Source organism: Pseudomonas sp. SMN5 (genome assembly GCF_052041925.1).
Lineage (GTDB): Bacteria > Pseudomonadota > Gammaproteobacteria > Pseudomonadales > Pseudomonadaceae > Aquipseudomonas.
Genome location: NZ_JBKGGX010000011.1, coordinates 19,578 through 44,397, shown reverse-complemented (window position 1 = coordinate 44,397; position 24,820 = coordinate 19,578). Strand labels below are relative to the sequence as shown.

Genomic DNA, 24,820 nt, shown 5'->3' with positions numbered 1-24,820 from the left:
CAAGCGCCCTCGCCACAGAAGCCGCCACACCTTTGCAGGAGACCACCATGCCGCGTTTCGCAGCCAACCTGTCCATGCTGTTCACCGAGCAGGATTTCCTCGCCCGTTTCGAAGCGGCCGCCAAGGCCGGTTTCACGGGTGTGGAATACCTGTTCCCCTACGACTACAGCTCCGCCGAAATCAAGGCCTTGCTCGACGCCCACGGCCTGACTCAGGTGCTGTTCAACCTGCCGGCCGGTGATTGGGCCAAGGGTGAACGCGGCATCGCCTGCTTGCCGGACCGGGTCGAGGAATTCCGCGCCGGAGTCGACCTGGCGATTGCCTACGCCAAGGTGCTGGGCAACACCCAGGTCAACTGCCTGTCCGGGATTTGCCCACAGAACTGCAACGAAACCCTGGTGGAAAAGACCTTCGTCGCCAACCTCAAGTTCGCCGCCGAGAAACTGCAAGCGGCGGGTATCAAGTTGGTGATGGAAGCCATCAACACCCGGGACATTCCCGGCTTCTACCTGAACAACACCGCCCAGGCCCTGTCGATCCGCGAGCAGGTCGGCAGCGCCAACCTGTTCCTGCAATACGACATCTACCACATGCAAATCATGGAAGGCGATCTGGCCCGCACCCTGCAATCGCACTTGGCCGAGATCAACCACGTGCAATTGGCGGACAACCCGGGCCGCCACGAGCCGGGCACCGGCGAGATCAACTACCGCTTTTTGTTCGAACACCTGGATCGCATCGGTTACCAGGGTTGGGTTGGCTGCGAATACAAGCCACTGACCACCACCGAAGCGGGCCTGGGCTGGCTGAAAACCCATAACGCGATCTGACACGAATGTCCCCCTGTGGGAGCGAGCCTGCTCGCGATAGCTATTTCACATGCAACGACGATGTCGACTGGACCATCGCTATCGCGAGCAGGCTCGCTCCCACAGAAGAACAGTTCTCCATTTGCCTGAAGCAGCAATAAAAACAAGAGGATTTTCCAATGGCTAAAATCGGATTCATCGGCACCGGCATCATGGGCCACCCAATGGCGTTGAACCTGCAGAAAGCCGGTCATAGCCTGTTCCTTACCCAGCATCACGATCAGGCTCCGGCTGACCTGGTGGCCGGCGGCGCGGTGGCCCTGGCGAACCCGAAGGAAGTCGCCCAGGAAGCCGAATTCATCATCGTCATGGTGCCCGATACCCCGCAGGTCGATGACGTGCTGTTCCGCGCCGATGGCGTGGCAGCGGGCGTGGGCGCGGGCAAGGTGGTGATCGACATGAGTTCGATCTCCCCCACCGCGACCAAGGCGTTCGCGGCGAAGATCAACGAGAAAGGCGCGCAGTACCTCGACGCTCCGGTGTCCGGCGGTGAAGTCGGCGCCAAGGCCGCGACCCTGAGCATCATGGTCGGCGGCGACAGCGCTGCGTTCGAGCGCGCCCTGCCGTTGTTCCAGGCCATGGGCAAGAACATCACCCTGGTCGGCGGCAACGGCGATGGGCAGACCGCCAAGGTCGCCAACCAGATCATCGTCGCCCTGAACATCCAGGCCGTGGCCGAAGCCTTGCTGTTCGCTTCGAAGAACGGCGCCGACCCGGCCAAGGTCCGTGAAGCGCTGATGGGCGGCTTTGCTTCGTCGAAGATCCTGGAAGTGCATGGCGAGCGCATGATCAAGGGCACCTTCGACCCGGGCTTCCGCATCAGCCTGCACCAGAAGGACCTGAACCTGGCCCTGCAAGGTGCCAGGGAACTGAACATCAACCTGCCCAATACCGCCAATGCCCAGCAGGTGTTCAGCACCTGTGCGGCCATGGGTGGCAGCAACTGGGATCACTCGGCGTTGATCAAGGGGCTGGAGCATATGGCGAACTTCTCGATCCGAGATAACTGACACCACCGAAGCCCTCTGTGGGAGCGAGCTTGCTCGCGATGACGATTTCAACTTCGGCAACAATGTTGACTGGTCTACCGCTATCGCGAGCAAGCTCGCTCCCACAGGGTCTGCATCCACTTTAAAAACAATAAGAATCCGGGAGCCCGCCATGTCGGTCGATCCGCAACAACTGCTGCGCGAGCTGTTTGCCACAGCCATCGACGCGGCCCATCCGCAGCATGTCCTCGAGCAATATTTGCCAGCTGATCGCAGTGGCCGGGTGATCGTCATCGGCGCCGGCAAGGCGGCCGCTGCCATGGCCCAGGTGGTCGAGCGTTGCTGGCAGGGCGAAGTCACCGGCCTGGTGGTGACTCGTTACGGCCATGGTGCGCCGTGCCAGAAAATCGAGGTGGTGGAAGCCGCTCACCCGGTGCCCGACGCCGCCGGCCTGGCGGTGGCTGGGCGGGTGCTGGAGCTGGTGAGCAACCTGAACGAAGACGACCGGGTGATTTTCCTGCTGTCCGGCGGTGGCTCGGCGTTGCTGGCATTGCCGGCGGCCGGCATTACCCTGGGCGACAAGCAAGCGATCAACAAAGCCCTGCTCAAGTCCGGCGCCAGCATTGGGGAGATGAATTGCGTGCGCAAGCATCTCTCGGCGATCAAGGGCGGGCGACTGGGCAAGGCCTGCTGGCCGGCGACGGTTTACACCTATGCGATTTCCGACGTGCCGGGCGATCAGGCGACGGTTATCGCTTCGGGCCCCACGGTGGCCGACCCCAGCACCTCGGCCGACGCCCTGGCGATCCTCAAGCGTTACCAGATTGATGTCCCGGCGTCGGTGCGCAGTTGGCTACTGAGCGCGGAATCGGAAACCGTCAAACCTGGCGATTCGCACCTGGCGCGCTGTCATTTCCAGTTGATCGCCCGGCCCCAGCAGTCGCTGGAAGCCGCCGCGGTGAAGGCGCGCCAGGCCGGTTTCAGTCCGTTGATCCTCGGCGACCTGGAAGGCGAATCCCGGGAAGTGGCGAAAGTCCATGCCGGCATCGCCCGGCAAATCGCGCTGCACGGCCAGCCATTGCCAGCGCCGTGCGTGATCCTTTCCGGCGGCGAAACCACGGTCACCGTACGCGGTGACGGTCGCGGCGGACGCAATGCAGAATTTCTGTTGAGCCTGACTGACAGCCTCAAAGGCCACTCCGGGATCTATGCCCTGGCCGGAGACACGGACGGCATCGACGGCTCCGAAGACAACGCCGGGGCCATCATGACCCCGGACAGTTATCGTCGAGCCGCCGAACTGGGCCTGAGTGCCAGCGACGAGTTGGACAACAACAATGGCTATGGCTACTTCGCCGCGCTGGACGCGTTGATCGTCACCGAGCCGACCCGCACCAACGTCAACGACTTTCGCGCCATCCTGATCCTCGAGAACCCCAAACATGACGCCTGATAAAAAGGTCAAGATCCTCGCGACCCTCGGCCCCGCCACCCGTGGGATCGATGACATCCGCGAACTGGTGCAGGCCGGGGTGAATATCTTCCGCCTGAACTTCAGTCATGGCGAACATGCCGATCACGCCCAGCGCTATCAGTGGATTCGTGAAGTCGAGCGCCAGCTCAACTACCCGCTCGGTATCCTGATGGATTTGCAGGGACCGAAACTGCGGGTCGGCCGATTCACAGAAGGCAAGGTGCTGCTGCAACGCGGCCAGGCCCTGCGCCTGGACCTGGACCCGACACCGGGCGATCAACGCCGGGTCAACCTGCCCCACCCGGAAATCATCGCCGCCCTGGAGCCGGGCATGGACCTGCTGCTGGATGACGGAAAACTACGCCTGCGAGTCATCGCCCGCCACGTTGATGCCATCGACACCGAAGTGCTCAACGGTGGCGAATTGTCGGACCGTAAAGGCGTGAACGTGCCGCAGGCGGTACTCGACTTGAGCCCGCTGACAGCCAAGGACCGCCGCGACTTGAGCTTCGGCCTGGAGCTGGGCGTGGACTGGGTGGCGTTGTCGTTCGTGCAGCGTCCCGAGGACATCCGCGAAGCCCGGGCATTGATCGGCGACAAAGCGTTCCTGATGGCCAAGATCGAGAAACCGTCAGCGGTCGCCCAGTTGCGGGAGATCGCCGAATTGAGTGACGCAATCATGGTGGCCCGGGGCGACCTGGGTGTGGAAGTCCCGGCCGAGAGCGTGCCGCAGATCCAGAAAAACATCATCGGCACCTGCCGCGCCCTCGGCAAACCGGTGGTGGTCGCTACGCAAATGCTCGAATCGATGCGTTTCTCTCCGGCACCGACCCGCGCCGAAGTCACCGACGTCGCCAACGCGGTGGCCGAAGGCGCCGACGCGGTGATGTTGTCGGCGGAAACCGCTTCCGGCGATTACCCCCTCGAAGCGGTGCAGATGATGAGCAAGATCATCCGCCAGGTCGAGAACGGCCCCGATTACCAGACGCAACTGGACGTCAGCCGGCCGAAAGCCGAGGCCACGGTGTCGGACGCCATCAGTTGCGCGATCCGCCGGATTAGCGCGGTCCTGCCGGTGGCGGTGCTGGTGAACTACAGCGAATCCGGCAGCTCCAGCCTGCGAGCGGCGCGGGAAAGGCCGACGGTGCCGATCCTCAACCTCACGCCGAACCTTGCGACCGCCCGCCGCCTGACGGTGGCCTGGGGCGTGCACTCAGTGGTCAACGACCGGCTGCGGCAGGTGGACGAGGTCTGCTCCACCGCCCTGGAAATCGCCCAGGCCCAAGGCATGGCCCAGCGCGGCGATACCCTGTTGATTACAGCGGGGGTGCCGTTTGGTAAGCCGGGGTCGACCAATTCGTTGCGTATCGAGACCTTGATCTAGGGCCTGGACTGGCCTCATCGCGAGCAGGCTCGCTCCCACATGGATTCAGCGGCGTCCACAAAACCCCTGTGGGAGCGAGCCCGCTCGCGATGAACTCAACCCGGTTTACCAGACACACAACCATGCAAAACGCCCTTTGCCCCGACTGGGCCACCGCCCTGCTCAACGGCTTCAGTCAGATCTTTCTCCAGCGCCACCCGCTGTGTGGCCTGCTGTGTCTGTTGGCCATCCTGCTCACCGCGCCCGGGCTGTTTGGCGGTGCGCTGCTGGGCGGCGTGGCCGGTTTGCTCACGGCCCAGCGGCGCGGTTATGCCAAGGCCGATCGGCAGGCCGGACTGTTCAGTTACAACGGCATCCTGTTGGGGTTGTTGGTGAGCCTGGCGCTGCCCTGGTCAGCCTTGTTACCGCCGTTGATCCTTGCCGGCGGTGGGCTCAGCGCGATGCTGACCGAGCAATGGCTAAAGCGCAGTCAAGACCCACGTTGCCTGCCCGCCTACACCGCGCCTTTCGTGGGGCTGGGCTGGCTGCTGCTGAGTTTCGCTGCGCCACCGCCTGCGCTGATGCCGGTCGAGCTGACGCCGGCCAACCTGCTGGCCGGCTGTCTGGCAGGGTTAGGCCAGGTCATGTTTCTCGGCCATTCGTCAGCCGGTGCGCTGATTGCGGCAGGCCTGCTGATTGCCAGCCGTCGAGCCGCGAGCTGGGCGCTGCTCGGTTCGGCGGCCGGCGTCGCGTTCGCCGTGCTGCATCAGGAAAACGCTGCGGCGCTGTCCGGACTGGGCGGCTATAACCCGGCCCTGGTGGCGCTGGCCCTCAGTCAACAACGCCGAAAACCCTGGCTGCCCCTGGCCGGGATCCTGCTGGCCGTGATGCTCGCGCCGGGGTTTGCCGCCCTCGGCCTGGCGCCGCTCACCGCGCCGTTCATACTCGCCTGCTGGCTGGTGCAGGCCACGGCGCGAACGTGGCGACAGATCCTGAGCGAAAGCGCGCCTTGCACTCTGCCCGGCAATCGCCCTAGGCTTCGCTGATTCCTGGTTCAGGCGAAGGTTATGGACAACAGCAACAACTGGCGTGAACGTCTCTACGTCATGATTTTTCAGACCGACACCGTGGCCGGCCGGCGCTTCGACAGCACCCTGCTGTTGATCATCCTCGCCAGCCTGGTGATCGTGATGCTCGACAGCATCGACAGCGTGCACAAGAACTACGCGGGCCTGCTGGCCGGCATCGAGTGGGGCTTCACCTTCATCTTCATCGTCGAGTACGGCCTGCGCCTGTACTGCTCGCCCAAGCCGCTGCGCTATGCGTTCAGTTTCTATGGCCTGGTGGACTTGCTGGCAATCGTGCCGGGGATCCTGGCGCTGTACTACAGCGATGCCCAGTACCTGCTGATCGTCCGGATCATCCGTATGCTGCGGATTTTCCGGGTGCTCAAGCTCAGCCCGTATCTCAAGCAAGCCAACTATCTGATGTCGGCGCTGCGAGGCAGCAAGCAGAAAATCATCGTGTTCCTGGTCAGCGTCTCGACACTGGTCACCGTATTCGGCGCCTTGATGTACGTCATCGAAGGTCCCGAGCATGGCTTCACCAGCATTCCCAAAGGCATCTATTGGGCGATCGTGACCCTGACCACCGTGGGCTTCGGCGATATCGTGCCCAAGACCCCGCTGGGCCAGGTGGTGTCCTCGTTGGTGATGATCACCGGTTACTCGATCATCGCCGTGCCGACCGGGATTTTCACCGCCGAACTGGCCTCCGCCATGCGCGGTGACCAGCTCCAGCACGACTGCCCGGTGTGCAGCAAGAAAAACCATGAACCGGCAGCGGCTTTTTGCTCCCGCTGTGGCAGCGCGTTGTTTAAGAAAGTGGAATAAGCAAAGCACTTTTTAGTGCTTGAAGTGATATCAGCTTGCCGCTAGTGTGCCGGCTGATGACTCGGAAAACTTGTTCAAACAAAAGGAATTCGCAGTGAAGAACTTCTTTGGCGCCTCCCTTCTCGCCGCAGGCCTGACTTTCGGCAGCCTCGCCCACGCCGCTCCGACGTTGCTCAACGTTTCCTACGACGTGATGCGTGATTTCTACAAGGACTACAACGCCGCCTTCCAGAAACACTGGCAGGCCGAGCACAACGAAAACATCACCGTGCAGATGTCCTTCGGTGGCTCCAGCAAGCAGGCCCGTTCGGTGATCGACGGGCTGCCGGCGGATGTCATCACCATGAACATGGCCACCGACATCAATGCCCTGGCGGACAACGGCAAGCTGGTGCCCGAGAACTGGGTCACCCGCCTGCCGAACAACAGCGCGCCCTTCACCTCGGCCACGGTGTTCATCGTGCGCAAAGGCAACCCCAAGGCGCTGAAAGACTGGCCCGACCTGCTCAAGGACGGCGTGCAGGTGATCGTGCCCAACCCGAAGACTTCCGGTAACGGCCGCTATACCTACCTGTCGGCCTGGGGCTACGTGCTCAAGAACGGCGGTGACGAGAACAAGGCCAAGGACTTCGTCGGCAAGCTGTTCAAGCAGGCGCCGGTACTGGACACCGGTGGCCGTGCCGCGACCACCACCTTCATGACCAACCAGATCGGTGATGTGCTGGTGACCTTTGAAAACGAAGCCGAGATGATCGCCCGCGAGTTTGGTCGCGATCAGTTCGAAGTGATCTACCCAAGCGTTTCCGCCGAAGCCGAGCCACCGGTGAGCGTGGTGGACAAAGTGGTGGAGAAAAAAGGCTCCCGCGAGGCCGCCGAAGCGTACCTCAAGTATCTGTGGTCGCCGCAAGGCCAGGAAATCGCCGCCGCCAACTACCTGCGCCCACGGGATCCGGCGATACTGGCCAAGTACACTGACCGCTTCCCGAAGGTGGATTTCCTGTCGGTGGAGAAGACCTTTGGTGACTGGCGCACGGTGCAGAAGACTCACTTCAATGATGGTGGGGTTTTCGATCAGATCTATAGCGGTAAGTAACGCCTGAACACAGATCCATTGTGGCGAGGGAGCTTGCTCCCGCTGGGACGGTCCGACGCCTCGGGCGTAGCGGTCCTCAGCTTTTTGCGGTTGCTGCGCAACCGAGCGGGAGCAAGCTCCCTCGCCACAACAGCCCTGCATCCACATATCTGGCACATCTACAACGTCCCGCATGTCCACAATATGCAGAGCACTCCCTACATCAACAACAGGCATGTCTGCTATCACCCCCAAAGCCTGTTCCGGAGCTGCATAACCCTTTAGCCTTGCGCCCTTTCTTCCCGTTCACTGACGAGATAGCCATGCGCGCGCCTCTTTCCACCGCCTCCACCGGCACGAGCCTGACCCGGGCCATGGTCCTGCTGTTCGCCTTCTGCTGCGGCGCCATCGTTGCCAACATCTACTACGCCCAACCGATCATCGACCTGATCGCTCCCGACGTCGGCCTGAGCAGCACCCTGGCGAGCCTGATCGTCTCGCTGACCCAGATCGGGTATGCCCTGGGCCTGTTTTTCCTGGTGCCGCTGGGTGACTTGCTGGAGAACCGGCGGCTGATGATCGTCACCACCCTGGTGGCGATTGCCAGTCTGCTGGGGGCGGCATTCACCGATCAGCCGAATGTGTTCCTGCTGGTCTCGCTGCTGGTGGGATTCAGTTCGGTGTCGGTGCAGGTATTGATTCCCCTGGCGGCGCACCTGGCGCCGGAAGAGTCCCGGGGTCGGGTCGTGGGCGGGATCATGGGTGGCCTGTTGTTCGGGATCCTGCTGGCGCGGCCGATTTCCAGCGTGGTAGCCGATCACTTCGGCTGGCGGGCGATGTTCATGATCGCGGCCGGGCTGATGGCGGCGATCAGCGTGGTGCTGGCCGTGACCGTGCCCAAGCGCCAGCCCGACCACAGCGCCTCGTACGGGCAACTGCTGGGCTCGCTCGGCACCCTGCTGCGCCAGCAACCGCTGTTGCGCCAGCGGGCATTCTACCAGGCGTGCCTGTTCGCCACGTTCAGCCTGTTCTGGACCGCCGTGCCGCTTGAGCTGTCGCGCAATCATGGCCTGTCCCAGACTGAAATCGCCCTGTTCGCCCTGGTCGGTGCGATTGGCGCCATCGCCGCGCCCATCGCCGGTCGCCTGGCTGACGCCGGCCATACTCACAGGGCGTCGCTGCTGGCGATGCTGTTCGCCAGCCTGAGCTTCCTGCCCGCGTTCATCCACCCGATCTACAGTGTGATTGGCCTGGCCGTGACCGGCGTGGTCCTGGATTTCTGCGTGCAGATGAACATGGTGCTGGGCCAACGCACCATTTACGCCCTCGATGGAAAAAGCCGTAGCCGATTGAATGCGCTGTACATGACCAGCATCTTCATCGGCGGTGCCTTTGGCTCCTCGATTGCCAGTGCGTTGTACGAGCACGGCGGCTGGCTGTGGGTGGTGATTGTCGGCAGTGTGTTCCCGTTGCTGGCCTTGCTGCGCTTCTTGAGCGCGGCGCAGAAACGGGCCATGGCGACGGCTTGAAAGATTCGATCGACCGTGGCGAGGGAGCTTGCTCCCGCTCGGCTGCGAAGCAGTCGTAAAACCGGCCGGCGCGATCTATCCGGACAGTCGCGTCGCCTGGACTGGGGCTGCTACACAGCCCAGCGGGAGCAAGCTCCCTCACCACAATGATGTTCGTCAGCCGAAAGTGATTATCTGATGATCAGACCCGCACGTTGCCCCGCGGTCCGGCGATCGCCCAGATGATCAGGCCCAGGACCGGCAGCAGCAGGATCAGCAGCACCCACAGGACCTTCGCCCCGACTTCAGAGCCACTCTTGAGCACGTTGATGATCGCCCAGATATCGAGCGCCAGGATGATCAGGCCAACCAGGCCGTTGAAGGTGGAACCCATGGTGTCGCTCCCAATTGATGACAGGCATCCTTAGGATAGCCGCAGCCCGGCGAGGGTTCCGTTTATTGCATCAAACGTGCACCGCGACCTTGAGGGCTTCCAAAGCTGGCGCGGCGGCGATGCCGACTTCGGCACTGAGCTCCAGCACTCGCGGCACGTCATTGCCATAGACCAGCACCATCTGCAATTCATCGTCCAGTAATTGGCTGAAGTTCATCAGGGTGTAGCCGCCGTTTTCCTTGTTCAGGCTGCTCATCTGTATCTGAATGCGGTTGAGCGCCGTCAGGGCTTCGGTTTTCGCCAGTTGCTTGGGCTTGAGATTGAACGCCACGCCAGGGCCGAACGAGGCAACGATCTGTTCGAACAGCTCCACGTAGCTGTCGGCCTGGAACAACACGGTGTCCGGCAGGCTGCCCACCACCACCCACTCACCCAACGGGATCGGGAAGGTGTCGTCGTAGTTGATATCCGGGTTGGCGGCCAGAAAAGCCGCCGGATCGGCGTAGGCCTGGGCCGCTTCGTCAGCTATCCGTGCGATGTCAGCCTCGCCGAGGCAGCCGGAACTGATTTTGCTGATGAGTTCGACGAGTGCGGCTTTCATGGGGTGGATCCTGTGGGGATGAATTTCAAGGGCGCGCAGGATAGCGCATCGGATACTTCAAGTCAGGAACCTGTGGCGAGGGAGCTTGCTCCCGCTGGGCTGCGAAGCAGACCCATTTTCTGCGGGCGCTGCGCACCCGAGCGGGAGCAAGCTCCCTCGCCACAAAAAGCTCTGGTCGATATCTACGTGCGGGCCCCTCAGCCAAGCAACTTCTGCAACTGGACCGTGGTATCCACCGCACCCATGGTCTTCGCTGCATCCAGCGCCGTTACACCATTGGCATCCTTGGCTTTCGGATCGGCACCTTTGCCGATCAGGTAATCGACGATTTCCACCCGATTGAACATCGCCGCCATCATCAGCGCCGTGCGGCCATCGAAGGATGCGCCTTCCACTTGCGCGCCACCGTCCACCAGGGCCGAGACCACCGCCAGGTCGCCCTTGAACGCCGCGCCGGCAATCGGGCTCTGGCCGTTATCGTTGCGGATTTCCGGATCGGCCTTGTGTTCCAGCAGTACTTTCACCGTCTCCACATGCCCGTGGTAGGCGGCCAGCATCAGCAAGGTGTCGCCCTTGTGGTTACGCAGGTTCGGCGGCAGGCCTTTGCTCAGCAGCGCGGCCATCATGGCGGCGTCGCCCTGGCGGGCCACGTTGAACACCTGCTCGGCAAATTCCGCAGCCTCTTCCGGGGTCATCTGGCGGCTTGTATCGGACATTGAAAACTCCATTCGGGTCGTCGCAAAGCGGCTAGTTTCCCGAGCGGCCCGAAACCTGTCATCCCTTTTTTATCAGTACCCGGTATAGCCAAAATCAATAACGCCATTGCCCACCCTGGATCTGCGTCGCCAATTGCCGGTCCAGCGGCACGTAGGTCGCGGTGCCGGGCAACCAGGCATAGATCGGCTCCCCACCCGAGCTGCATGGGTCGAAGCCTTCAGTCTTGAGACGGGTCTTCTGGTACTTGAACGTGCCAGTGGTGTCCATTTTCACTTTGATCCGCAGGAACAACGGCACCGCATAGGGCGGCAACCTGCCCTGCAGGAACTGCAAAAGCTCGCTGAAATCCAGGGTCGCCAGGGATTCGGCCGGGGTAATCGCGGCCATGCCGGCCCGGCCATTGGTGTTCTTGATTTCCACGCCATAGGCCACCGCCTCGGCTACTTGCGGGTGTTGCAGCAGGACGTTTTCCACTTCGGTGGTGGAGACGTTTTCGCCTTTCCAGCGATAGGTGTCACCAAGGCGGTCGACGAACTGCCCGTGGCCGAAGCCGATGTTGCGCAGCAGATCGCCGGTGTTGAAGTAGCGATCACCCGGCGTGAAGACATCGCGATAAATGGTTTTTTCGGTCTTGGCCGGATCGGTATAGCCGTCCAGCGGCGCCTTTTCGTCGATCCGTGCCAACAACAGACCCGGTTGGCCCTTGGGGACTTTTTGCATGCGCCCGTGCAGGTTGCGCAACGGTACTCCGCTGTCATGGTCGTACTGCACCAGTTCCCAGCCCATCAGGGAAAAGCCCACGGTATTGTCAAAATTCAGGACATTGGTAAAGCCGATATTGCCGTCGCTGGCCGCGTACAGTTCACAGATATGCTCGATACCGAAACGCGTCTTGAACGCGGACCAGGCCCCCGGGCGCAAGCCGTTGCCGATCATTTTCTTCACACCGTGCTGGCGGTCTTCGACAGCCGCGGGCTGGTCGATCAGGTAGCGGCACAGCTCGCCGACGTAACCCAGCGTCGTCGCCCGGTAGCGACGTACATCACCCCAGAACTGACTGGCGCTGAATTTGCGCCGGATCGCGAATCCCGATGCGCCACAGATCGCCGCGCCCCAGCACACGCACAGGCCCGTGGCGTGATAGAGCGGCAAGGTGCAATAAAGGACGTCGTCGGGCTGCATGTCCAAGGCGATCAGGCCGAAACTGGTGGAAGTGCGCATCCAGCGACCATGGCGAAACACGCCGGCCTTGGGCAGCCCGGTGGTGCCCGAGGTATAGAGATAAAAACACGGATCGTTGAAGAAAACCTGTTGGCTGGACGCCGGGTTATCCGTGGGGAACGGATCGCTGTGGCTGATCAGGTCGACGAAATCCGGCGGCACATCAGTGCCGTCCTGATCGGCCACCCACCAGGTCCTGGTGCTCGACAGCGCGGTTCGGCCGCGCACGTCTTTGAAGGCACTGACCCGCTCGTCCCCCACCACTACCGCCACTGGCGTGACCAAGGCCAGGCTGTGCACCAGGGCGTCACCGGTCTGCGAGGTATTGACCATGGCACTGACCGCGCCGACTTTCGCCACCGCCAGTACCGTCACCAACAGTTGGGGCCGGTTCTCGATGAACACCGCCACACAGTCGCCCTTGCCGATGCCCTGCGCCATCAGGTAATGAGCGATGCGATTGGCGCGCTCATTGACCTGTGCATAACTCCACGCTGTTTCGTCACAGAGCAGCGCCGGGCCGTGGGGATTGCGCCGGACGGCCTGTTCGAAACACCAGCCCAGGCCGCACGGCTGCGAAGGATCCTGGACGTTGGCCAGTTTCATGCCCTTGACGATGCGGGGTACGGCTCGGGCAATGGCGGGCAGTTTGCGCAACATCATGCCCCAGGTGATGGCGTCGCTGGGTGTACGACTCATGGTAGATCCCCGCTCGACCTCGTGGGTCTCGGTTTCTTGTTATCGGGCTGAAGCTTCAATGTGCTCGAAAAGTACGTCAGCGCTCGAGCGGCTGTACACGCGGTTTTTGCAATGTTTTGTATCCATAGCCGAAGGCAGGCGAAGCGGGAGCGCGGTGGGGCCGATTGGTTCCAAATAAATTCGCCCGACCACGCAAAATGCAGGATGCACGATGGCCATTCATGCAAGATGCACGAAAGCGAAAATCAGGCGTTTCCATAACTAGTTGTTTTTCAAGGATTTTTTATAATCAGCTGAGGCTGGCACAGACGCTGCAACTCCCCCTCCACGGTTTGCCAACAAGACCATGGAGCTCAACGATGAACATGATTCAAGAGAAGTTTGCATCCCTGTTTTCCAACTACGAAGTGACCACCCAGGCCCGCCCGGATGGCGGCATCCTGCTGACCCTGCGCAACAGCGAAGGCAAACTGTTCAAACGCACGATTTCCTACGCCCAGTTGCACGCCGGGGACCAACTGTCCTGGGCGATCAGCGCCATCCGCCGTGACCTGGCCGAACAAGCCAGCGAATTGCCGCAGATCACCCTGCTACAAAGCCAGCATCGCTTCGCCCTGCCGACCTATCACAGCGCCTGAACCGGCTGGAAATACTGATTTGTGGGAGCGAGCTTGCTCGCGATAGCGTCAGGCCAGTCAATGAAAATGTCGACTGACTGGGCCTCATCGCGAGCAAGCTCGCTCCCACACTGGGACTGTGGGCGTCCAACTTATTAAGGCGTCACCCAAATCCCTGTGGGAGCGAGCCTGCTCGCGATTGCGGTGGGTCAGTAATGGAGATATCGACTGGCTGGGCCTCATCGCGAGCAAGCTCGCTCCCACAGTTTTTCAGTCTTCTAAAGCCGGGAAACGGCTGGCGATTTCATCGCCGGTGAAGCGCTCTTCCCAGCCCTTGGAATCATCGCGCAAGCGGATCGCCACGAAGTGCGGGTGTTCACCCGCATCGAACCAGTGTGGCGTGCCGGCCGGCAAGGTGATCAGGTCGTTCTTTTCACACAGCACCGCATACACGTAGTCGTCCAGGTGCAAGCTGAACAAGCCTCGGCCAGCGACGAAAAACCGCGTCTCGTCCCCGTCATGGCTGTGCTCCTTCAGGAACCTGGCACGCAACTCGTCTTTTTGCGGATGCTCGCTGTGCAGGCCGATGACATCGACCGAGGCATCCCCCCGCTCAGCCTTCAGCGTGTCAATCTGCGCCTGGTAGGCCGCAATGACTTCATCCTGGCCCACTCCAGGCTGGAGCTTCGTGGTGGTTTGCCAGCGATCGAAGCGAATACCTTTTTCGGCCAGGGTCGCGACGATGTCTTCGAAATGCGTCAACACCTTGTTCGGAATGTCAGGGCTTGAGACGTGGTAGACGGACAGGCTGCTCATGACGATGGCTCCAGCAAATTAACGGTTCGAAGGCTCATGGCCGGTCCTCTTGCATACGGGTCGCAATGATAACGGCTGCGGCAAAGGCAGCGAGGCTGGCGAGGCTGAAGGTCCAACCGGCGCCCAGCGCATTCCAGCTGTAGCCGGAATACAGCGCGCCCAAGGCCCCGCCCGTGCCGGCCAGCGCCGCGTACAGTGCCTGGCCCTGGCCTTGCTGGCACGGGCCGAAGCTACGCTGTACGAAATGAATGGCGGCGGCGTGGAAGCTGCCGAAGGTCGCCGCATGCAGCACTTGGGCAAACAGCAGGACCCAGAGGAATTCGGCCAGCGAGCCCAGCAGCAACCAGCGCAACGCCGCCAGCAGAAAGCTCGCCAGCAGCACCCGACGCACCGAGAACCGCCCCAGGATCCGACTCATCAGCAAGAACACCAGCACTTCGGCCACCACCCCGACAGCCCAGAGCATGCCGATCAGTCCACGGCTGTAGCCCAGGCGCTCAAGGTGTAGGGTCAGGAAGGTGTAATACGGGCCGTGGCTGACCTGCATCAAGCCGACACAGACGTAGAACGCCAATACGCCGGGGCTGCGCAGTTGTCGCAGGAAGCCGTCCCCGTTCACGCGCGGCGGTTGGGTCGGCTGGGCGTTGGGCACCCAGAAACTGGCGAGAACGATGCCGGCCATGATCAGCACCAGCGCCATCGGGTAAATGTCCAGGCTCAGCCATTCGAACAGCCGGCCCAGCAGTACCACGGTGATGATGAAACCAATGGAGCCCCAGAGGCGGATCTGGCTGTAGCGCGCGGCCTGCCCGCTCAGGTGGGCCAGGGTGATGACTTCGAACTGTGGCAGCACTGCATGCCAGAAGAACGCATGCAACGCCATGACCATCGCCAGCCAGGCATAACTCTTATGGATGAAGATCAGCGAGAAGGTCAGTAACGTGCAAATCGCACCGAAGCGCACGATCGCCAGGCGCCGGCCGGTGTAATCCCCCAGCCAGCCCCAGATATTCGGCGCCACGCAGCGCATCAGCATGGGAATCGCCACCAGCTCGCCGATGCGCGCCGCGTTGAACCCCAAATGATCGAAATACAGCGCCAGGAATGGCGCTGTCGATCCAAGCAGCGCGAAATAGAACAGGTAGAAACTGGAAAGCCGCCAGTACGGCAACGCCGCCATGCCCGTCAGACCACGGCGCTCGGCCAGTCAATCATCAAAGCTGACCCAACACCGGCGTGGCGACCCGCACATCGGCGTTCTGGCCACGATGACGCAACAGGTGATCCATCAGCACGATCGCCATCATCGCCTCGGCAATCGGCGTGGCACGAATGCCGACGCATGGGTCGTGACGGCCCTTGGTGATGACCTCCACCGGGTTGCCCTGGATGTCGATGGAACGCCCCGGCGTGGTGATGCTGGAGGTCGGCTTCAAGGCCAGGTGCGCGACAATCGGCTGGCCCGAGGAAATGCCACCGAGGATGCCGCCGGCATTGTTGCTCAGGAAACCTTGCGGGGTCAGTTCGTCACGGTGCTCGGTGCCACGCTGGGCGACGCAGGCGAAACCGGCGCCGATCTCCACGCCCTTCACCGCGTTGATGCTCATCAGGGCGTGGGCCAGTTCGGCGTCGAGGCGGTCGAAGATCGGCTCGCCGAGGCCTGGCATCACACCTTCGGCCACGACGGTGATCTTCGCGCCGACCGAATCCTGGTCCCGGCGCAGCTGGTCCATGTAGGTCTCCAGCTCCGGCACCTTGTCTGGATCGGGGCAGAAAAATGCGTTCTGCTCCACCGAATCCCAGGTCTTGAACGGGATTTCGATAGGGCCCAGCTGGCTCATGTAGCCACGAATCAGGATGCCCTGGCTGGCCAGGTATTTCTTGGCAATCGCCCCGGCTGCCACGCGCATGGCGGTTTCCCGGGCCGAACTGCGGCCGCCGCCACGGTAGTCGCGCTCGCCGTACTTGTGGTGGTAGGTGTAGTCGGCGTGGGCTGGACGGAACAGATCCTTGATCGCCGAGTAGTCCTTGGACTTCTGGTCGGTGTTGCGAATCAACAGGCCGATGGCGCAGCCGGTGGTGCGGCCTTCGAACACGCCGGAAAGGATTTCGACTTCATCGGCTTCCTGGCGCTGGGTGGTGTGACGGCTGGTGCCGGGCTTGCGGCGGTCCAGGTCGCGCTGCAGGTCCTCCAGGGAAATCTCCAGGCCCGGCGGGCAGCCGTCGACAATGGCGACCAACGCCGGGCCATGGCTTTCGCCCGCGGTGGTGACAGTGAACAGCTTGCCGTAGGTATTGCCGGACATGCAGGGTGCTCCGTGAATTCGCCGATTCGTAATGGCCGCCAGTATACGCAGCCTCCCCGCGTAGTTCATCCTCGAACCTTCTCGATGCCCGCCAGTCCAACCGGCACCTTCGCAACTCACGGCCTGATGATGTTAAAGCTGCTTGTCCTGTGCCTTACCCTCTTTACCGGCCTGGCCCAGGCCACCGTTCTGCAACGTCCCATCAGCCTCGACACTGGCAGCGGCGAGCTGCACGGCTCGCTATTGCTGCCCAAGTCCGACAGGCCGGTGCCGGTTGTCCTGATCATTTCCGGGTCGGGTCCTACGGATCGTGACGGAAACAACCCCGAGGGCGGGCGCAATGACAGCCTCAAGCGCCTGGCCTGGGTCCTGGCCCGGCACAATATCGCCAGCGTGCGCTATGACAAGCGCGGCGTGGCGACCAGCCTGGCGGCGACCCCGGACGAACGCAACCTGAGCGTCGAGGCCTACGTCAACGATGCCGTTGCCTGGAGTCGCAAGCTCGCGGCCGACCCGAGACTCGGCCCGTTGATCCTGCTGGGCCACAGCGAAGGCGCGCTGATTGCCAGCCTTGCCGCACCGCAGGCGAACGCGGCGGCGATCATTTCGCTGTCCGGCAGCGCCCGGCCGATTGACCAGGTATTGCGCCAACAATTGAGCAGCCGCCTGCCGCCGCCTTTGATGCTGCGCAGTAATGAGCTGCTCGACAGTCTCAAGGCCGGCCGGCCCGACCCGAATGTACCGCCGCAATTGCAAGTCATCTTCCGCCCGAGCGTGCAGCCGTACCTGATTTCGTTGTTTCGCCAGGATCCGGCCCAGGCTTTCGCGGCGCTGAAGATCCCGGCGCTGATCATCCAGGGCAGTAGCGACATCCAGGTCAGCGTCGATGACGCCCGGCTGTTGCAAGCCGCGAAGCCCGACGCCGAGCTGGCGCTGATCGAGGGCATGAACCACGTGCTGCGCATCGTGCCCAACGACGTGAAACGGCAACTGGCCTCTTATAAAGACCCCAACCTGCCCCTCGCCGCCGAGCTCGGCGAGCGGATCGTGGGTTTTATTGACTCGATAACGGCTCGTTAAGCTCTTTTAACCCTCCAGTCCTGGCCAGAACGGCCGATAAACCGGTGTCGGACAGCGCAACGGCTGCCGACCCGCCGGCCTGGACAGGATTTTGCCGTTATGACCGAAACTCAAGCTTCACCCGACACTGCCACCGAAACGCCCGCCCCGCCAGCGGTGGAGTTGCCTTGGGCGGACGTGCAGGCCGAACATCACAAGATGCTGCGGCTGGCGCCGCTCAAGACCGACCGCGCCACCGGTGTGCGGCCGCTGCGGTTCGTCGAGTTCAGCTATGCCGAGCGCCACAGCAAGGAACACAGTCTGCTACGCATGAGCATTCAGTTGCCGGGTCAGCGGGTGCGCAAGGAACAGAATCATCTGGATGTCTGGGCCGACCACGTCGAGAAGTGCCTGTCCTTTTCCCCGGACAATCTGCAAGTCGAGCCGTTGAACCGTGGGATCGGCCGCTTTCTCGCCGCCCAGGGCATCACCTGGGCCAAGAAGCGCTGGCCAGGCTACCGGGTCGATGGCCTGGATCTCAATAACAAGGACGCGCTGAACGAAGACACCCGTCTGCGCCGTGACCGCTTTCTCAAGGCCCAGGGCTTCGAGGTGGTGTACGCCGACGCCCAGCACCTCAAAGGCAGCATCAAGCCAGCCCAGGTTGGCGATCTGGTGGGGGACTGGAACACCGAGAAACTGCAGTTCGTGGAAATCCTCGAAGCTGCGCAGATGCTGCAACAAGCCGAGCAGAACCTGGCGGAACAGGAAGTCAAACTCAAGCAGCATGAAGAGAAGGTCAACAAGTTCAAGCGCGAAGACACCGGCCTGCGCTTCACCATCACCTGCCTGGTGGCTTTTGCCATGTTCCAGGCCGGGCTGCTGATCTGGATTGCGACACGGCGCTAAGAGCCGAGCTCACTGCCCCCCGTGGCGAGGGAGCTTGCTCCCGCTCGGCTGCACAGCAATCGTGAACACCAGCGATGCGATTTTCCTTGAACAGTGCTATGACGCTTTTGGGGCTGCTTCGCAGCCCAGCGGGAGCAAGCTCCCTCGCCACAAGAGCGAAGCAGTCACACCGTCCCAGGTAAACTAAACCCGCGAAGCGAACAACGCCTGGTGCTGGCGACACTGTTCGGCGCTGAGCATGAACACGCCGTGACCGCCGCGTTCGAACTCCAGCCAGGCGAAATCCACCTCGGGGTACAGCGCCTCGACATGAACCTGGCTGTTGCCGACCTCGACGATCAACAGGCCCTTCTCGGTCAGGTGATCCGCCGCTTCGGCCAGCATCCGGCGCACCAGGTTCAAGCCGTCGTCGCCACAGGCCAGGCCCAGTTCCGGTTCGTGCTGGTACTCCGGGGGCATGTCGGCGAAATCCTCGGCATCGACGTAGGGCGGGTTCGACACGATCAGGTCGAAGCGCTGGCCGGGCAAACCTTCGAAGCCATCGCCCTGCACCGTGAACACACGCTCGTCGAGCCCATGGCGCTCGATGTTCTGGTTCGCCACTTCCAGCGCTTCGAACGACAGGTCCGCCAGCACCACTTCAGCCTCGGGAAACTCGTAGGCGCAGGCAACACCGATGCAGCCGGAGCCGGTGCACAGGTCGAGAATCCGCGCCGGCTCCTGGCCCAGCCACGGCTCAAAACGCTTTTCGATCAACTCACCGATGGGCGAGCGCGGGATCAGCACGCGCTCATCGACAATGAACGACATCCCGCAGAACCAGGCCTCACCCAGCAAGTAGGCGGTAGGGATCCGCTCGGCGATACGCCGGTGCAGCAGGCGCTGGACATGCACCAGCTCCTCGTCTTCGAGACGGCAGTCCAGATAGCTGTCGGCGATTTCCCATGGCAGATGCAGCGCACCCAACACCAGTTGCCGGGCTTCGTCCCATGCATTGTCGGTGCCATGGCCGAAAAACAGATCCTCCCCATGGAAACGGCTGACGGCCCAACGGATATGGTCACGCAGGGTGCGAAGGCGGGAAGTGATCACGGCGGCAAACTCCAGAAAAATCGACGGGCGAGTCTAGCAGCCAAACGCGACAGCACCCAAACCCGGCTCCGGGATGAAAGATAAACACCGACCCAACCGTAGGAAATCTCCGTTTTTTGCTCGACCTATTGAACAGGACGACCATCTTGACAAGGCTGTAGGCCAGCAATGACGGCGCCTGCAATGGAAGCGATTCACAGAACCGCTCAGCCAGAGGAGAATGTCGCAAAAGCCCCACCCGAAGGAGCCCCAGAATGTCCGTTCCAAAAACGATGTTTCAACTCAGCGGTCGCGGTTACGCAGCGGCCAACCTGAGTCAAGCGACCCTGATCATCATCGATGCCCAGAAAGAATACCTGGCCGGTCCCCTGGCCCTGAGTGGCATGGACGCAGCCGTCGCGAACATCAAGCAATTGCTCGGCGCGGCCCGTGCGGCCGGCCGGCCGGTGGTGCATGTGCGACACCTGGGCACCCATGGCGGGCTGTTCGATCCACAGGGCGAGCGCGGCGAGTTCATTTCCGGCCTCGACCCCCAGGGCGACGAAACCATTATCGGCAAGATGTTGCCCAGTGCCTTCCACGGCACCGAACTGAAAAAGCGTCTGGAAGAGTTCGGCCCGCTGGACCTGATTGTCTGCGGCTTCATGAGCCATTCCAGCGTCAGCACCACCGTGCGCGCCGCCAAGAACCTGGGCTTTCGCTGCACCCTTGTGGAAGACGCCTGCGCCACCCGCGACCTGCCGCACAAGGGCGGCGTGCTCAGCGCCGAACACGTGCACCAGACCGAGATGGCGATCATGGCGGACAACTTCGCCACCCTGGCCCTGACGCACGACCTGATTTGATCCGATCATCCTCGGTGAGCGGCAACTGGAGCCGCTCATCCGCAAAAGCCTCTCACTCGCGGCAATTGCCCTGGTGTCCTGTATCACAAATACTGTTCTTTTTTGACGGCGTCTGTTGCCGTCATGCTGCGTTGCCGCTCCTCGCCATAGCGGGCTATGACTCGTCGCGGCGCCTTGCCTGACGACAACAGCCACTCGTCAAAAAAAAAACGTATTAGCGAAACAGGACACTAGCCTCAGGAACAACCCGAACATCTTCCGGTCGAAGGGCCGATACCCATTGAGGAAGGTCGGAATGAAGTTATCCGATGGTTTTGACGCACGTCGGTTGCGGCCCAAAGGCCAGAGCAACTGGCGGTTTCGTATCGGCGCGGCGATCGCTGCGCTGTTGGCAACGCTCGGTGTGCTACTGGCCATGGCCGGTGCCGCCAGCCTGCTGGGCCGCCCCCCTGCCCTGGGCGACTTGAACGCCACCCCGGTCGGTTCGACCATCATCCTGGTGGTCGGCCTGCTGGTGCTGTGGCTGGGCGTCTGGCTATGGCGCCGCTGCCGCCGTCGCGCCCGCCAATCCCTGGAGCTGGCGATGGCTCCGCACCTGATGAAAAAGCACGACTGACCCACCATCCGACGTTTTGTCGCGCCTGATCCCGCTGGAGTTGGGTAAACTGGCCGGCCTTCGCGGAGGCTGACATGCAAGACGACGATTTTTCCCTGTTCAAAAGTGCGATACAGGGTGTTAAACCGATCAAACACGATCGCGCCGAGACCGGCAAACCCAAGGCCGATCGCGCCCAGATCGCCAAGCTGCGCCAGGCGGCCACCGTACGCACCGACGCCACCACCGTGGACGGCCTGTCCGACCAGTTCGTGATCGACGTAGGCCCCGAAGACGAGTTGATGTGGGCCCGTGACGGCGTCCAGGACAGCCAGATGCGCAAGCTCAAGGCTGGCCAGATCCCTTTCGAAGGCAGCCTCGACCTGCACGGCATGAACGTCGAAAAGGCCCGGGAAACCCTCTGGGCATTCCTGGCCGAAGCCACCAAGTTCGAAATCCGCTGCGTGCGCGTCACCCACGGCAAGGCGGTGCGACTGGACGGCAAGCGGCCGATGATCAAGAGCCACGTCAACACCTGGCTGCGCCAGCACCCTCAAGTGCTGGGCTTCGCCTCCTGCCAGGCGAAACACGGCGGCGCCGGGGCGGTGTACGTGATGCTCAAGCGCACCATGATGGAAGGCCGCGACGAGTAGCCGACGATTGCCGAGCTTGCAGCGCCGTGTCCGCCACCGTACCCTTGCCCTTTGCGTAAAATCCCACAGGTAGTTTCATGTCTCTGGAACAGAATTACACCGCGATTCTCGGCCAACTGGGCGAGGACGTTTCCCGCGAGGGCCTGCTCGACACGCCCAAGCGCGCTGCCAAGGCCATGCAGTACCTCTGCCGTGGTTACGGGCAGACCCTGGAAGAAGTCACCAACGGTGCCTTGTTCAGTTCCGACAACAGCGAAATGGTGCTGGTCAAGGACATCGAGTTGTACTCGCTGTGCGAGCACCACCTGTTGCCTTTCATCGGCAAGGCCCACGTGGCCTACATCCCGAGCGGCAAGGTGCTGGGGCTGTCGAAAGTCGCGCGGATCGTCGACATGTATGCCCGGCGCCTGCAGATCCAGGAAAACCTCAGCCGCCAGATCGCCGACGCGGTCCAGCAGGTGACCGGCGCCCTGGGCGTGGCGGTGGTGATCGAGGCCAAGCACATGTGCATGATGATGCGCGGTGTGGAAAAGCAGAACTCTTCGATGATCACCTCGGTGATGCTCGGTGAATTCCGTGAAAACGCCGCGACCCGCAGCGAGTTCCTCAGTCTCATCAAGTAAACTGTCGCTCGAGAAAAACCGGCATCCATCGCCGGTTTTTTTTCGCCGGTGAAAAATCAGGTAAGCTGCGCGCCCTCTTCTTCCCTGCCGCGAGGCTTGTTCCGTGATCGTCAAAGCACTTCGGGTTGGCCTGGGCCAGCTGATCATCCTCATCGATTTCATTACCCGCCCGAGCAAAAAGCAGCGTCCGGCCGATGCCCAGGCGCAGGTCGACCAGGCAGCCCGCAGCCTGACGCTCTATCAGTTCCATGCCTGCCCGTTCTGCGTGAAGACCCGCCGCACTTTGCGTCGCCTCAACGTGCCGGTGGCCCTGCGCGATGCGAAAAACAACCAGCAGGATCGCCAGACGTTGCTGGAGCAAGGCGGCAAGATCAAGGTGCCCTGCCTGCGCATTGAAGAAGATGGCAAGACCACCTGGATGTATGAGTCCAAGGTGATCATTGATTATCTGGATAAGCGGTTCGCGGCAATCTGACAATTGTCCGGTGTCGCTACTGGCCTCATCGCGAGCAAGCTCGCTCCCACACTGGGACTGTGATCGTCCAGCTTATCAAGACGTGCCCCAAAACCCTGTGGAAGCGAGCCTGCTCGCGATGGGGCGCGGATAGCCACCACAAGGCCTGATATCAAGCCGCCTCTGCCGCCAGAGCCTCCCGCACTACTCCCGCCAGCCGCTTGAGCCCTTCATCCAGTCGCGCCGGATCGATGTGACTGAAGTTCAAGCGCAGATGCCCGGGGTGCTTGTCCGGCTCGGGGAAGAACGGCTCGCCCGGCATGAACGCCACATCGGCCGCCAGCGCTGCGGCGAGCAGGGTGCGGGTGTCCAGGGGTTGCTTGAGGGTCAGCCAGAAAAACAGCCCGCCCTGGGGCACGTTCCAGTCCGCGATGTCATGAAAGTGCTTGTGCAGCGCGGCCTGGAAGCGGTCGCGCCGTTCCCGGTAGAAATCCCTGAGTTCACTCAAATGGCTTCGGTACTGTTCGGTCCCGATCCATTGCAACGCCTGCCATTGGCCGATGCGATTGGTGTGCAAGTCCGCCGACTGCTTGAGCCGCAGCAGGTGCGGGAACAAGTCCGGGCTGGCAATCAGATAACCGACCCTTAGCCCCGGCAACAGGGTTTTCGACACAGTACCGGTGTAGATCCAACTGGCCTTCTTCAAGCGACTGGTGATCGGCGTGGCGCTGGCGCCATCGAACGTCAGCTCGCGGTAGGGTTCGTCTTCGATCAGGGTGACACCGAACTCATCCAGCAAGGCGGCGACTGCATCGCGCTTGGCTTCGCTGTAGCGCACCGCCGAGGGATTCTGGAACGTCGGGATCAGGTAGATGAATGCCGGGCGATGACGCTCCAATCGGGCCCGCAGCTGTTGCAGGTCAGGACCGTCGGCTTCCAAGGGCACCGTGATGCAATCGGCGCCGAACAGTTGGAAAATCTGCAACGCCGCCAGGTACGTGGGCGCTTCCAGCATGATTTCGGTACCGACATCGATGTGCAGCTTCGCCGCCAGATCGAGGGTTTGCTGGGAGCCACTGACCACCAGCACTTGGCTCGCCTCACAGGCCAGTCCCAATGAACGCGCCTGCGCCGCCAAGGCTTCGCGCAGCGCCGGCTCGCCTTCGCTCATGCCGTATTGGCCCATGGACAGCGGCATGTCTTCCCACTGCACTTTCGGCAGCATGGCCTCGGCCGGCAGGCCACCGGCGAACGACATCACCTCGGGGCGCTGCGCCGCCGCGAGGATTTCTCGAATCAGAGAACTTTTGAGGCGCGAGACACGTTCGGAAAAAGCCATGGGTCACCTGTAGCCGGTCGCGGGAATAATGAGTCAAACTGGTTGACCGAAATTACTCCGCCCTCTCTGGATACGTCAAGATGATTGACCTTAAAAACCCGATATCCCAACAAATGGCCATGGAAGCGTTTTTCTTCGGTTACCAGGCGTTCACCGCCAAGGCCGATGAAATGCTGGAGCGCCGTGGGTTGAGTCGGGTGCACCAGCGCATCGTGTTTTTCATCGCCCGCTACCCATCCTTGAGCGTGAAAGAACTGCTGGCGCTGCTGGGCGTGAGCAAACAGGCGCTGAACATGCCGTTGCGCCAGTTGATGGAAATGCACTTGGTGAACAGCGTTGCCTCCGAGACTGACAAGCGCAAGCGCTTGTTGGAGCTGACGGCCGAGGGCGAGCGGTTCGAACAGGCATTGCGGCGTGAGCAGGTGAAATTGCTGGAGCGGGTGTTTGCCGAGGCTGGGGAAGAGGCGGTGAATGGGTGGTTGGCGGTGAACCTGGGGTTGGGGAAGGCTTAGGTCAGAGGTTGCCTGGGCTGACGCTATCGCGAGCGGGCTCGCTCCCACAGGATAGCGTCGTCGGATACAAATTCTTCAGCCACTACAGTCCTCTGTGGGAGCGAGCCTGCTCGCGATGACTTCCTCAAGGCCGATATATCCCTATCGCCCAACATTCCGTCCACAAAACGAAAAACATTATTTGCTTTATTTGTATACAAA

At 61.9% G+C, this 24,820-nt stretch carries 26 protein-coding genes; 17 read left to right on the top strand and 9 right to left on the bottom strand.

Annotated features, from left to right (window positions below; all coding sequences use genetic code 11):
- Window positions 1–47 precede the first annotated feature (47 nt).
- From hyi to ACLEJR_RS12880, 8 genes are all read left to right on the top strand, one after another.
- Window positions 48–830 (top strand): hydroxypyruvate isomerase, encoded by a 783-nt coding sequence (gene hyi, locus ACLEJR_RS12915; RefSeq protein WP_440814412.1) that lies wholly within the window; start codon window positions 48–50, stop codon window positions 828–830.
- Window positions 831–988: 158 nt separating this feature from the next.
- Window positions 989–1,879, top strand: coding sequence for a 2-hydroxy-3-oxopropionate reductase (locus ACLEJR_RS12910; RefSeq protein ID WP_440794317.1), 891 nt, complete (start codon window positions 989–991; stop codon window positions 1,877–1,879).
- 151 nt (window positions 1,880–2,030) lie between these two features.
- On the top strand, window positions 2,031–3,311 hold the full coding sequence (locus ACLEJR_RS12905) for a glycerate kinase type-2 family protein (RefSeq protein ID WP_440794319.1): 1,281 nt from the start codon (window positions 2,031–2,033) through the stop codon (window positions 3,309–3,311).
- Window positions 3,301–4,716, top strand: coding sequence for a pyruvate kinase (gene pyk / locus ACLEJR_RS12900; RefSeq protein ID WP_440814410.1), 1,416 nt, complete (start codon window positions 3,301–3,303; stop codon window positions 4,714–4,716). Before ACLEJR_RS12905 ends, pyk begins: the two co-directional genes overlap by 11 nt.
- 122 nt (window positions 4,717–4,838) lie before the next feature.
- The gene (locus tag ACLEJR_RS12895) at window positions 4,839–5,741 is read left to right on the top strand and encodes an urea transporter (RefSeq protein WP_440814409.1); all 903 of its coding nucleotides are present in this window, start codon (window positions 4,839–4,841) and stop codon (window positions 5,739–5,741) included.
- Between the two features lie 21 nt (window positions 5,742–5,762).
- A complete protein-coding gene (locus tag ACLEJR_RS12890) occupies window positions 5,763–6,587 on the top strand; it encodes an ion transporter (RefSeq protein ID WP_440794325.1) in 825 nt (274 codons plus the stop codon).
- A 94-nt stretch (window positions 6,588–6,681) separates the two neighbouring features.
- Window positions 6,682–7,680, top strand: coding sequence for a sulfate ABC transporter substrate-binding protein (locus ACLEJR_RS12885; protein WP_440814407.1), 999 nt, complete (start codon window positions 6,682–6,684; stop codon window positions 7,678–7,680).
- 302 nt (window positions 7,681–7,982) lie between these two features.
- Window positions 7,983–9,188, top strand: a complete 1,206-nt coding sequence (locus tag ACLEJR_RS12880; RefSeq protein ID WP_440814405.1) for an MFS transporter — start codon at window positions 7,983–7,985, stop codon at window positions 9,186–9,188.
- Between the two features lie 181 nt (window positions 9,189–9,369).
- Here ACLEJR_RS12880 and ACLEJR_RS12875 read toward each other — a convergent pair whose 3' ends face one another.
- From ACLEJR_RS12875 to ACLEJR_RS12860, 4 genes are all read right to left on the bottom strand, one after another.
- Window positions 9,370–9,561, bottom strand: a complete 192-nt coding sequence (locus ACLEJR_RS12875; protein ID WP_440794331.1) for a PLDc N-terminal domain-containing protein — start codon at window positions 9,559–9,561, stop codon at window positions 9,370–9,372.
- Between the two features lie 70 nt (window positions 9,562–9,631).
- Complete coding sequence (locus ACLEJR_RS12870) at window positions 9,632–10,162, bottom strand: hypothetical protein (RefSeq protein ID WP_440814403.1); 531 nt, start codon at window positions 10,160–10,162, stop codon at window positions 9,632–9,634.
- Between the two features lie 197 nt (window positions 10,163–10,359).
- Window positions 10,360–10,878, bottom strand: coding sequence for an ankyrin repeat domain-containing protein (locus ACLEJR_RS12865; RefSeq protein WP_440794335.1), 519 nt, complete (start codon window positions 10,876–10,878; stop codon window positions 10,360–10,362).
- A 94-nt stretch (window positions 10,879–10,972) separates the two neighbouring features.
- Complete coding sequence (locus ACLEJR_RS12860) at window positions 10,973–12,799, bottom strand: long-chain-acyl-CoA synthetase (RefSeq protein WP_440814401.1); 1,827 nt, start codon at window positions 12,797–12,799, stop codon at window positions 10,973–10,975.
- A 359-nt stretch (window positions 12,800–13,158) separates the two neighbouring features.
- Between ACLEJR_RS12860 and ACLEJR_RS12855 the strand changes: the two genes are divergently transcribed.
- The gene (locus tag ACLEJR_RS12855; RefSeq protein WP_053149889.1) at window positions 13,159–13,437 is read left to right on the top strand and encodes a DUF3509 domain-containing protein; all 279 of its coding nucleotides are present in this window, start codon (window positions 13,159–13,161) and stop codon (window positions 13,435–13,437) included.
- 249 nt (window positions 13,438–13,686) lie between these two features.
- On the opposite strand, the gene ACLEJR_RS12850 is transcribed toward ACLEJR_RS12855, so the two are convergent.
- From ACLEJR_RS12850 to aroC, 3 genes are read right to left on the bottom strand one after another with little or no spacing between them, the layout of a single operon-like run.
- Window positions 13,687–14,232, bottom strand: a complete 546-nt coding sequence (locus tag ACLEJR_RS12850) for a 1,2-dihydroxy-3-keto-5-methylthiopentene dioxygenase (RefSeq protein WP_440814399.1) — start codon at window positions 14,230–14,232, stop codon at window positions 13,687–13,689.
- Window positions 14,233–14,266: 34 nt separating this feature from the next.
- The gene (locus ACLEJR_RS12845) at window positions 14,267–15,412 is read right to left on the bottom strand and encodes an MFS transporter (RefSeq protein ID WP_440814396.1); all 1,146 of its coding nucleotides are present in this window, start codon (window positions 15,410–15,412) and stop codon (window positions 14,267–14,269) included.
- A gap of 34 nt (window positions 15,413–15,446) precedes the next feature.
- A complete protein-coding gene (aroC, locus tag ACLEJR_RS12840) occupies window positions 15,447–16,538 on the bottom strand; it encodes a chorismate synthase (protein WP_440814395.1) in 1,092 nt (363 codons plus the stop codon).
- A gap of 126 nt (window positions 16,539–16,664) precedes the next feature.
- On the opposite strand from aroC, the gene ACLEJR_RS12835 reads away from it, so the two are divergent.
- Both ACLEJR_RS12835 and ACLEJR_RS12830 read left to right on the top strand, forming a co-directional pair.
- Window positions 16,665–17,618: an alpha/beta hydrolase gene (locus ACLEJR_RS12835; protein WP_440814581.1), complete on the top strand. Its 954-nt coding sequence runs from the start codon at window positions 16,665–16,667 to the stop codon at window positions 17,616–17,618.
- Window positions 17,619–17,717: 99 nt separating this feature from the next.
- A complete protein-coding gene (locus ACLEJR_RS12830; protein WP_440794345.1) occupies window positions 17,718–18,506 on the top strand; it encodes a hypothetical protein in 789 nt (262 codons plus the stop codon).
- 183 nt (window positions 18,507–18,689) lie between these two features.
- Here the strand turns inward: ACLEJR_RS12830 and prmB are convergent, their stop codons facing one another.
- Window positions 18,690–19,598 (bottom strand): 50S ribosomal protein L3 N(5)-glutamine methyltransferase, encoded by a 909-nt coding sequence (gene prmB / locus ACLEJR_RS12825; RefSeq protein WP_440814393.1) that lies wholly within the window; start codon window positions 19,596–19,598, stop codon window positions 18,690–18,692.
- Between the two features lie 254 nt (window positions 19,599–19,852).
- On the opposite strand from prmB, the gene ACLEJR_RS12820 reads away from it, so the two are divergent.
- The 5 genes from ACLEJR_RS12820 (at window position 19,853) to ACLEJR_RS12800 (ending at window position 22,789) form a co-directional block, all read left to right on the top strand.
- Window positions 19,853–20,443 carry a cysteine hydrolase family protein gene (locus ACLEJR_RS12820; RefSeq protein ID WP_440794348.1) on the top strand — a complete coding sequence of 197 codons (591 nt, stop codon included), beginning with the start codon at window positions 19,853–19,855 and terminating at the stop codon, window positions 20,441–20,443.
- 295 nt (window positions 20,444–20,738) lie between these two features.
- Window positions 20,739–21,059 carry a hypothetical protein gene (locus tag ACLEJR_RS12815; RefSeq protein ID WP_440794349.1) on the top strand — a complete coding sequence of 107 codons (321 nt, stop codon included), beginning with the start codon at window positions 20,739–20,741 and terminating at the stop codon, window positions 21,057–21,059.
- Between the two features lie 74 nt (window positions 21,060–21,133).
- On the top strand, window positions 21,134–21,691 hold the full coding sequence (locus ACLEJR_RS12810) for a Smr/MutS family protein (protein WP_440814390.1): 558 nt from the start codon (window positions 21,134–21,136) through the stop codon (window positions 21,689–21,691).
- A 77-nt stretch (window positions 21,692–21,768) separates the two neighbouring features.
- Window positions 21,769–22,314: a GTP cyclohydrolase I FolE gene (gene folE, locus ACLEJR_RS12805; protein WP_072431607.1), complete on the top strand. Its 546-nt coding sequence runs from the start codon at window positions 21,769–21,771 to the stop codon at window positions 22,312–22,314.
- A gap of 103 nt (window positions 22,315–22,417) precedes the next feature.
- Window positions 22,418–22,789, top strand: a complete 372-nt coding sequence (locus ACLEJR_RS12800) for a glutathione S-transferase N-terminal domain-containing protein (protein WP_440794353.1) — start codon at window positions 22,418–22,420, stop codon at window positions 22,787–22,789.
- A gap of 151 nt (window positions 22,790–22,940) precedes the next feature.
- Here the strand turns inward: ACLEJR_RS12800 and ACLEJR_RS12795 are convergent, their stop codons facing one another.
- A complete protein-coding gene (locus ACLEJR_RS12795; RefSeq protein WP_440814388.1) occupies window positions 22,941–24,107 on the bottom strand; it encodes a PLP-dependent aminotransferase family protein in 1,167 nt (388 codons plus the stop codon).
- 80 nt (window positions 24,108–24,187) lie between these two features.
- Between ACLEJR_RS12795 and ACLEJR_RS12790 the strand changes: the two genes are divergently transcribed.
- Window positions 24,188–24,619 carry a MarR family winged helix-turn-helix transcriptional regulator gene (locus tag ACLEJR_RS12790; protein WP_440794356.1) on the top strand — a complete coding sequence of 144 codons (432 nt, stop codon included), beginning with the start codon at window positions 24,188–24,190 and terminating at the stop codon, window positions 24,617–24,619.
- Window positions 24,620–24,820 lie beyond the last annotated feature (201 nt).

What these genes read in the sequence shown, in the direction of transcription:
- hyi (WP_440814412.1), top strand. Translation starts at nt 48, where the DNA reads ATGCCGCGTTTCGCAGCCAACCTGTCCATGCTGTTCACCGAGCAGGAT.
- ACLEJR_RS12910 (WP_440794317.1), top strand. Translation starts at nt 989, where the DNA reads ATGGCTAAAATCGGATTCATCGGCACCGGCATCATGGGCCACCCAATG.
- ACLEJR_RS12905 (WP_440794319.1), top strand. Translation starts at nt 2,031, where the DNA reads ATGTCGGTCGATCCGCAACAACTGCTGCGCGAGCTGTTTGCCACAGCC.
- pyk (WP_440814410.1), top strand. Translation starts at nt 3,301, where the DNA reads ATGACGCCTGATAAAAAGGTCAAGATCCTCGCGACCCTCGGCCCCGCC.
- ACLEJR_RS12895 (WP_440814409.1), top strand. Translation starts at nt 4,839, where the DNA reads ATGCAAAACGCCCTTTGCCCCGACTGGGCCACCGCCCTGCTCAACGGC.
- ACLEJR_RS12890 (WP_440794325.1), top strand. Translation starts at nt 5,763, where the DNA reads ATGGACAACAGCAACAACTGGCGTGAACGTCTCTACGTCATGATTTTT.
- ACLEJR_RS12880 (WP_440814405.1), top strand. Translation starts at nt 7,983, where the DNA reads ATGCGCGCGCCTCTTTCCACCGCCTCCACCGGCACGAGCCTGACCCGG.
- ACLEJR_RS12875 (WP_440794331.1), bottom strand. Translation starts at nt 9,561, where the DNA reads ATGGGTTCCACCTTCAACGGCCTGGTTGGCCTGATCATCCTGGCGCTC.
- ACLEJR_RS12870 (WP_440814403.1), bottom strand. Translation starts at nt 10,162, where the DNA reads ATGAAAGCCGCACTCGTCGAACTCATCAGCAAAATCAGTTCCGGCTGC.
- ACLEJR_RS12865 (WP_440794335.1), bottom strand. Translation starts at nt 10,878, where the DNA reads ATGTCCGATACAAGCCGCCAGATGACCCCGGAAGAGGCTGCGGAATTT.
- ACLEJR_RS12860 (WP_440814401.1), bottom strand. Translation starts at nt 12,799, where the DNA reads ATGAGTCGTACACCCAGCGACGCCATCACCTGGGGCATGATGTTGCGC.
- ACLEJR_RS12855 (WP_053149889.1), top strand. Translation starts at nt 13,159, where the DNA reads ATGAACATGATTCAAGAGAAGTTTGCATCCCTGTTTTCCAACTACGAA.
- ACLEJR_RS12850 (WP_440814399.1), bottom strand. Translation starts at nt 14,232, where the DNA reads ATGAGCAGCCTGTCCGTCTACCACGTCTCAAGCCCTGACATTCCGAAC.
- ACLEJR_RS12845 (WP_440814396.1), bottom strand. Translation starts at nt 15,412, where the DNA reads ATGGCGGCGTTGCCGTACTGGCGGCTTTCCAGTTTCTACCTGTTCTAT.
- aroC (WP_440814395.1), bottom strand. Translation starts at nt 16,538, where the DNA reads ATGTCCGGCAATACCTACGGCAAGCTGTTCACTGTCACCACCGCGGGC.
- ACLEJR_RS12835 (WP_440814581.1), top strand. Translation starts at nt 16,665, where the DNA reads ATGATGTTAAAGCTGCTTGTCCTGTGCCTTACCCTCTTTACCGGCCTG.
- ACLEJR_RS12830 (WP_440794345.1), top strand. Translation starts at nt 17,718, where the DNA reads ATGACCGAAACTCAAGCTTCACCCGACACTGCCACCGAAACGCCCGCC.
- ACLEJR_RS12820 (WP_440794348.1), top strand. Translation starts at nt 19,853, where the DNA reads ATGTCCGTTCCAAAAACGATGTTTCAACTCAGCGGTCGCGGTTACGCA.
- ACLEJR_RS12815 (WP_440794349.1), top strand. Translation starts at nt 20,739, where the DNA reads ATGAAGTTATCCGATGGTTTTGACGCACGTCGGTTGCGGCCCAAAGGC.
- ACLEJR_RS12810 (WP_440814390.1), top strand. Translation starts at nt 21,134, where the DNA reads ATGCAAGACGACGATTTTTCCCTGTTCAAAAGTGCGATACAGGGTGTT.
- folE (WP_072431607.1), top strand. Translation starts at nt 21,769, where the DNA reads ATGTCTCTGGAACAGAATTACACCGCGATTCTCGGCCAACTGGGCGAG.
- ACLEJR_RS12795 (WP_440814388.1), bottom strand. Translation starts at nt 24,107, where the DNA reads ATGGCTTTTTCCGAACGTGTCTCGCGCCTCAAAAGTTCTCTGATTCGA.
- ACLEJR_RS12790 (WP_440794356.1), top strand. Translation starts at nt 24,188, where the DNA reads ATGATTGACCTTAAAAACCCGATATCCCAACAAATGGCCATGGAAGCG.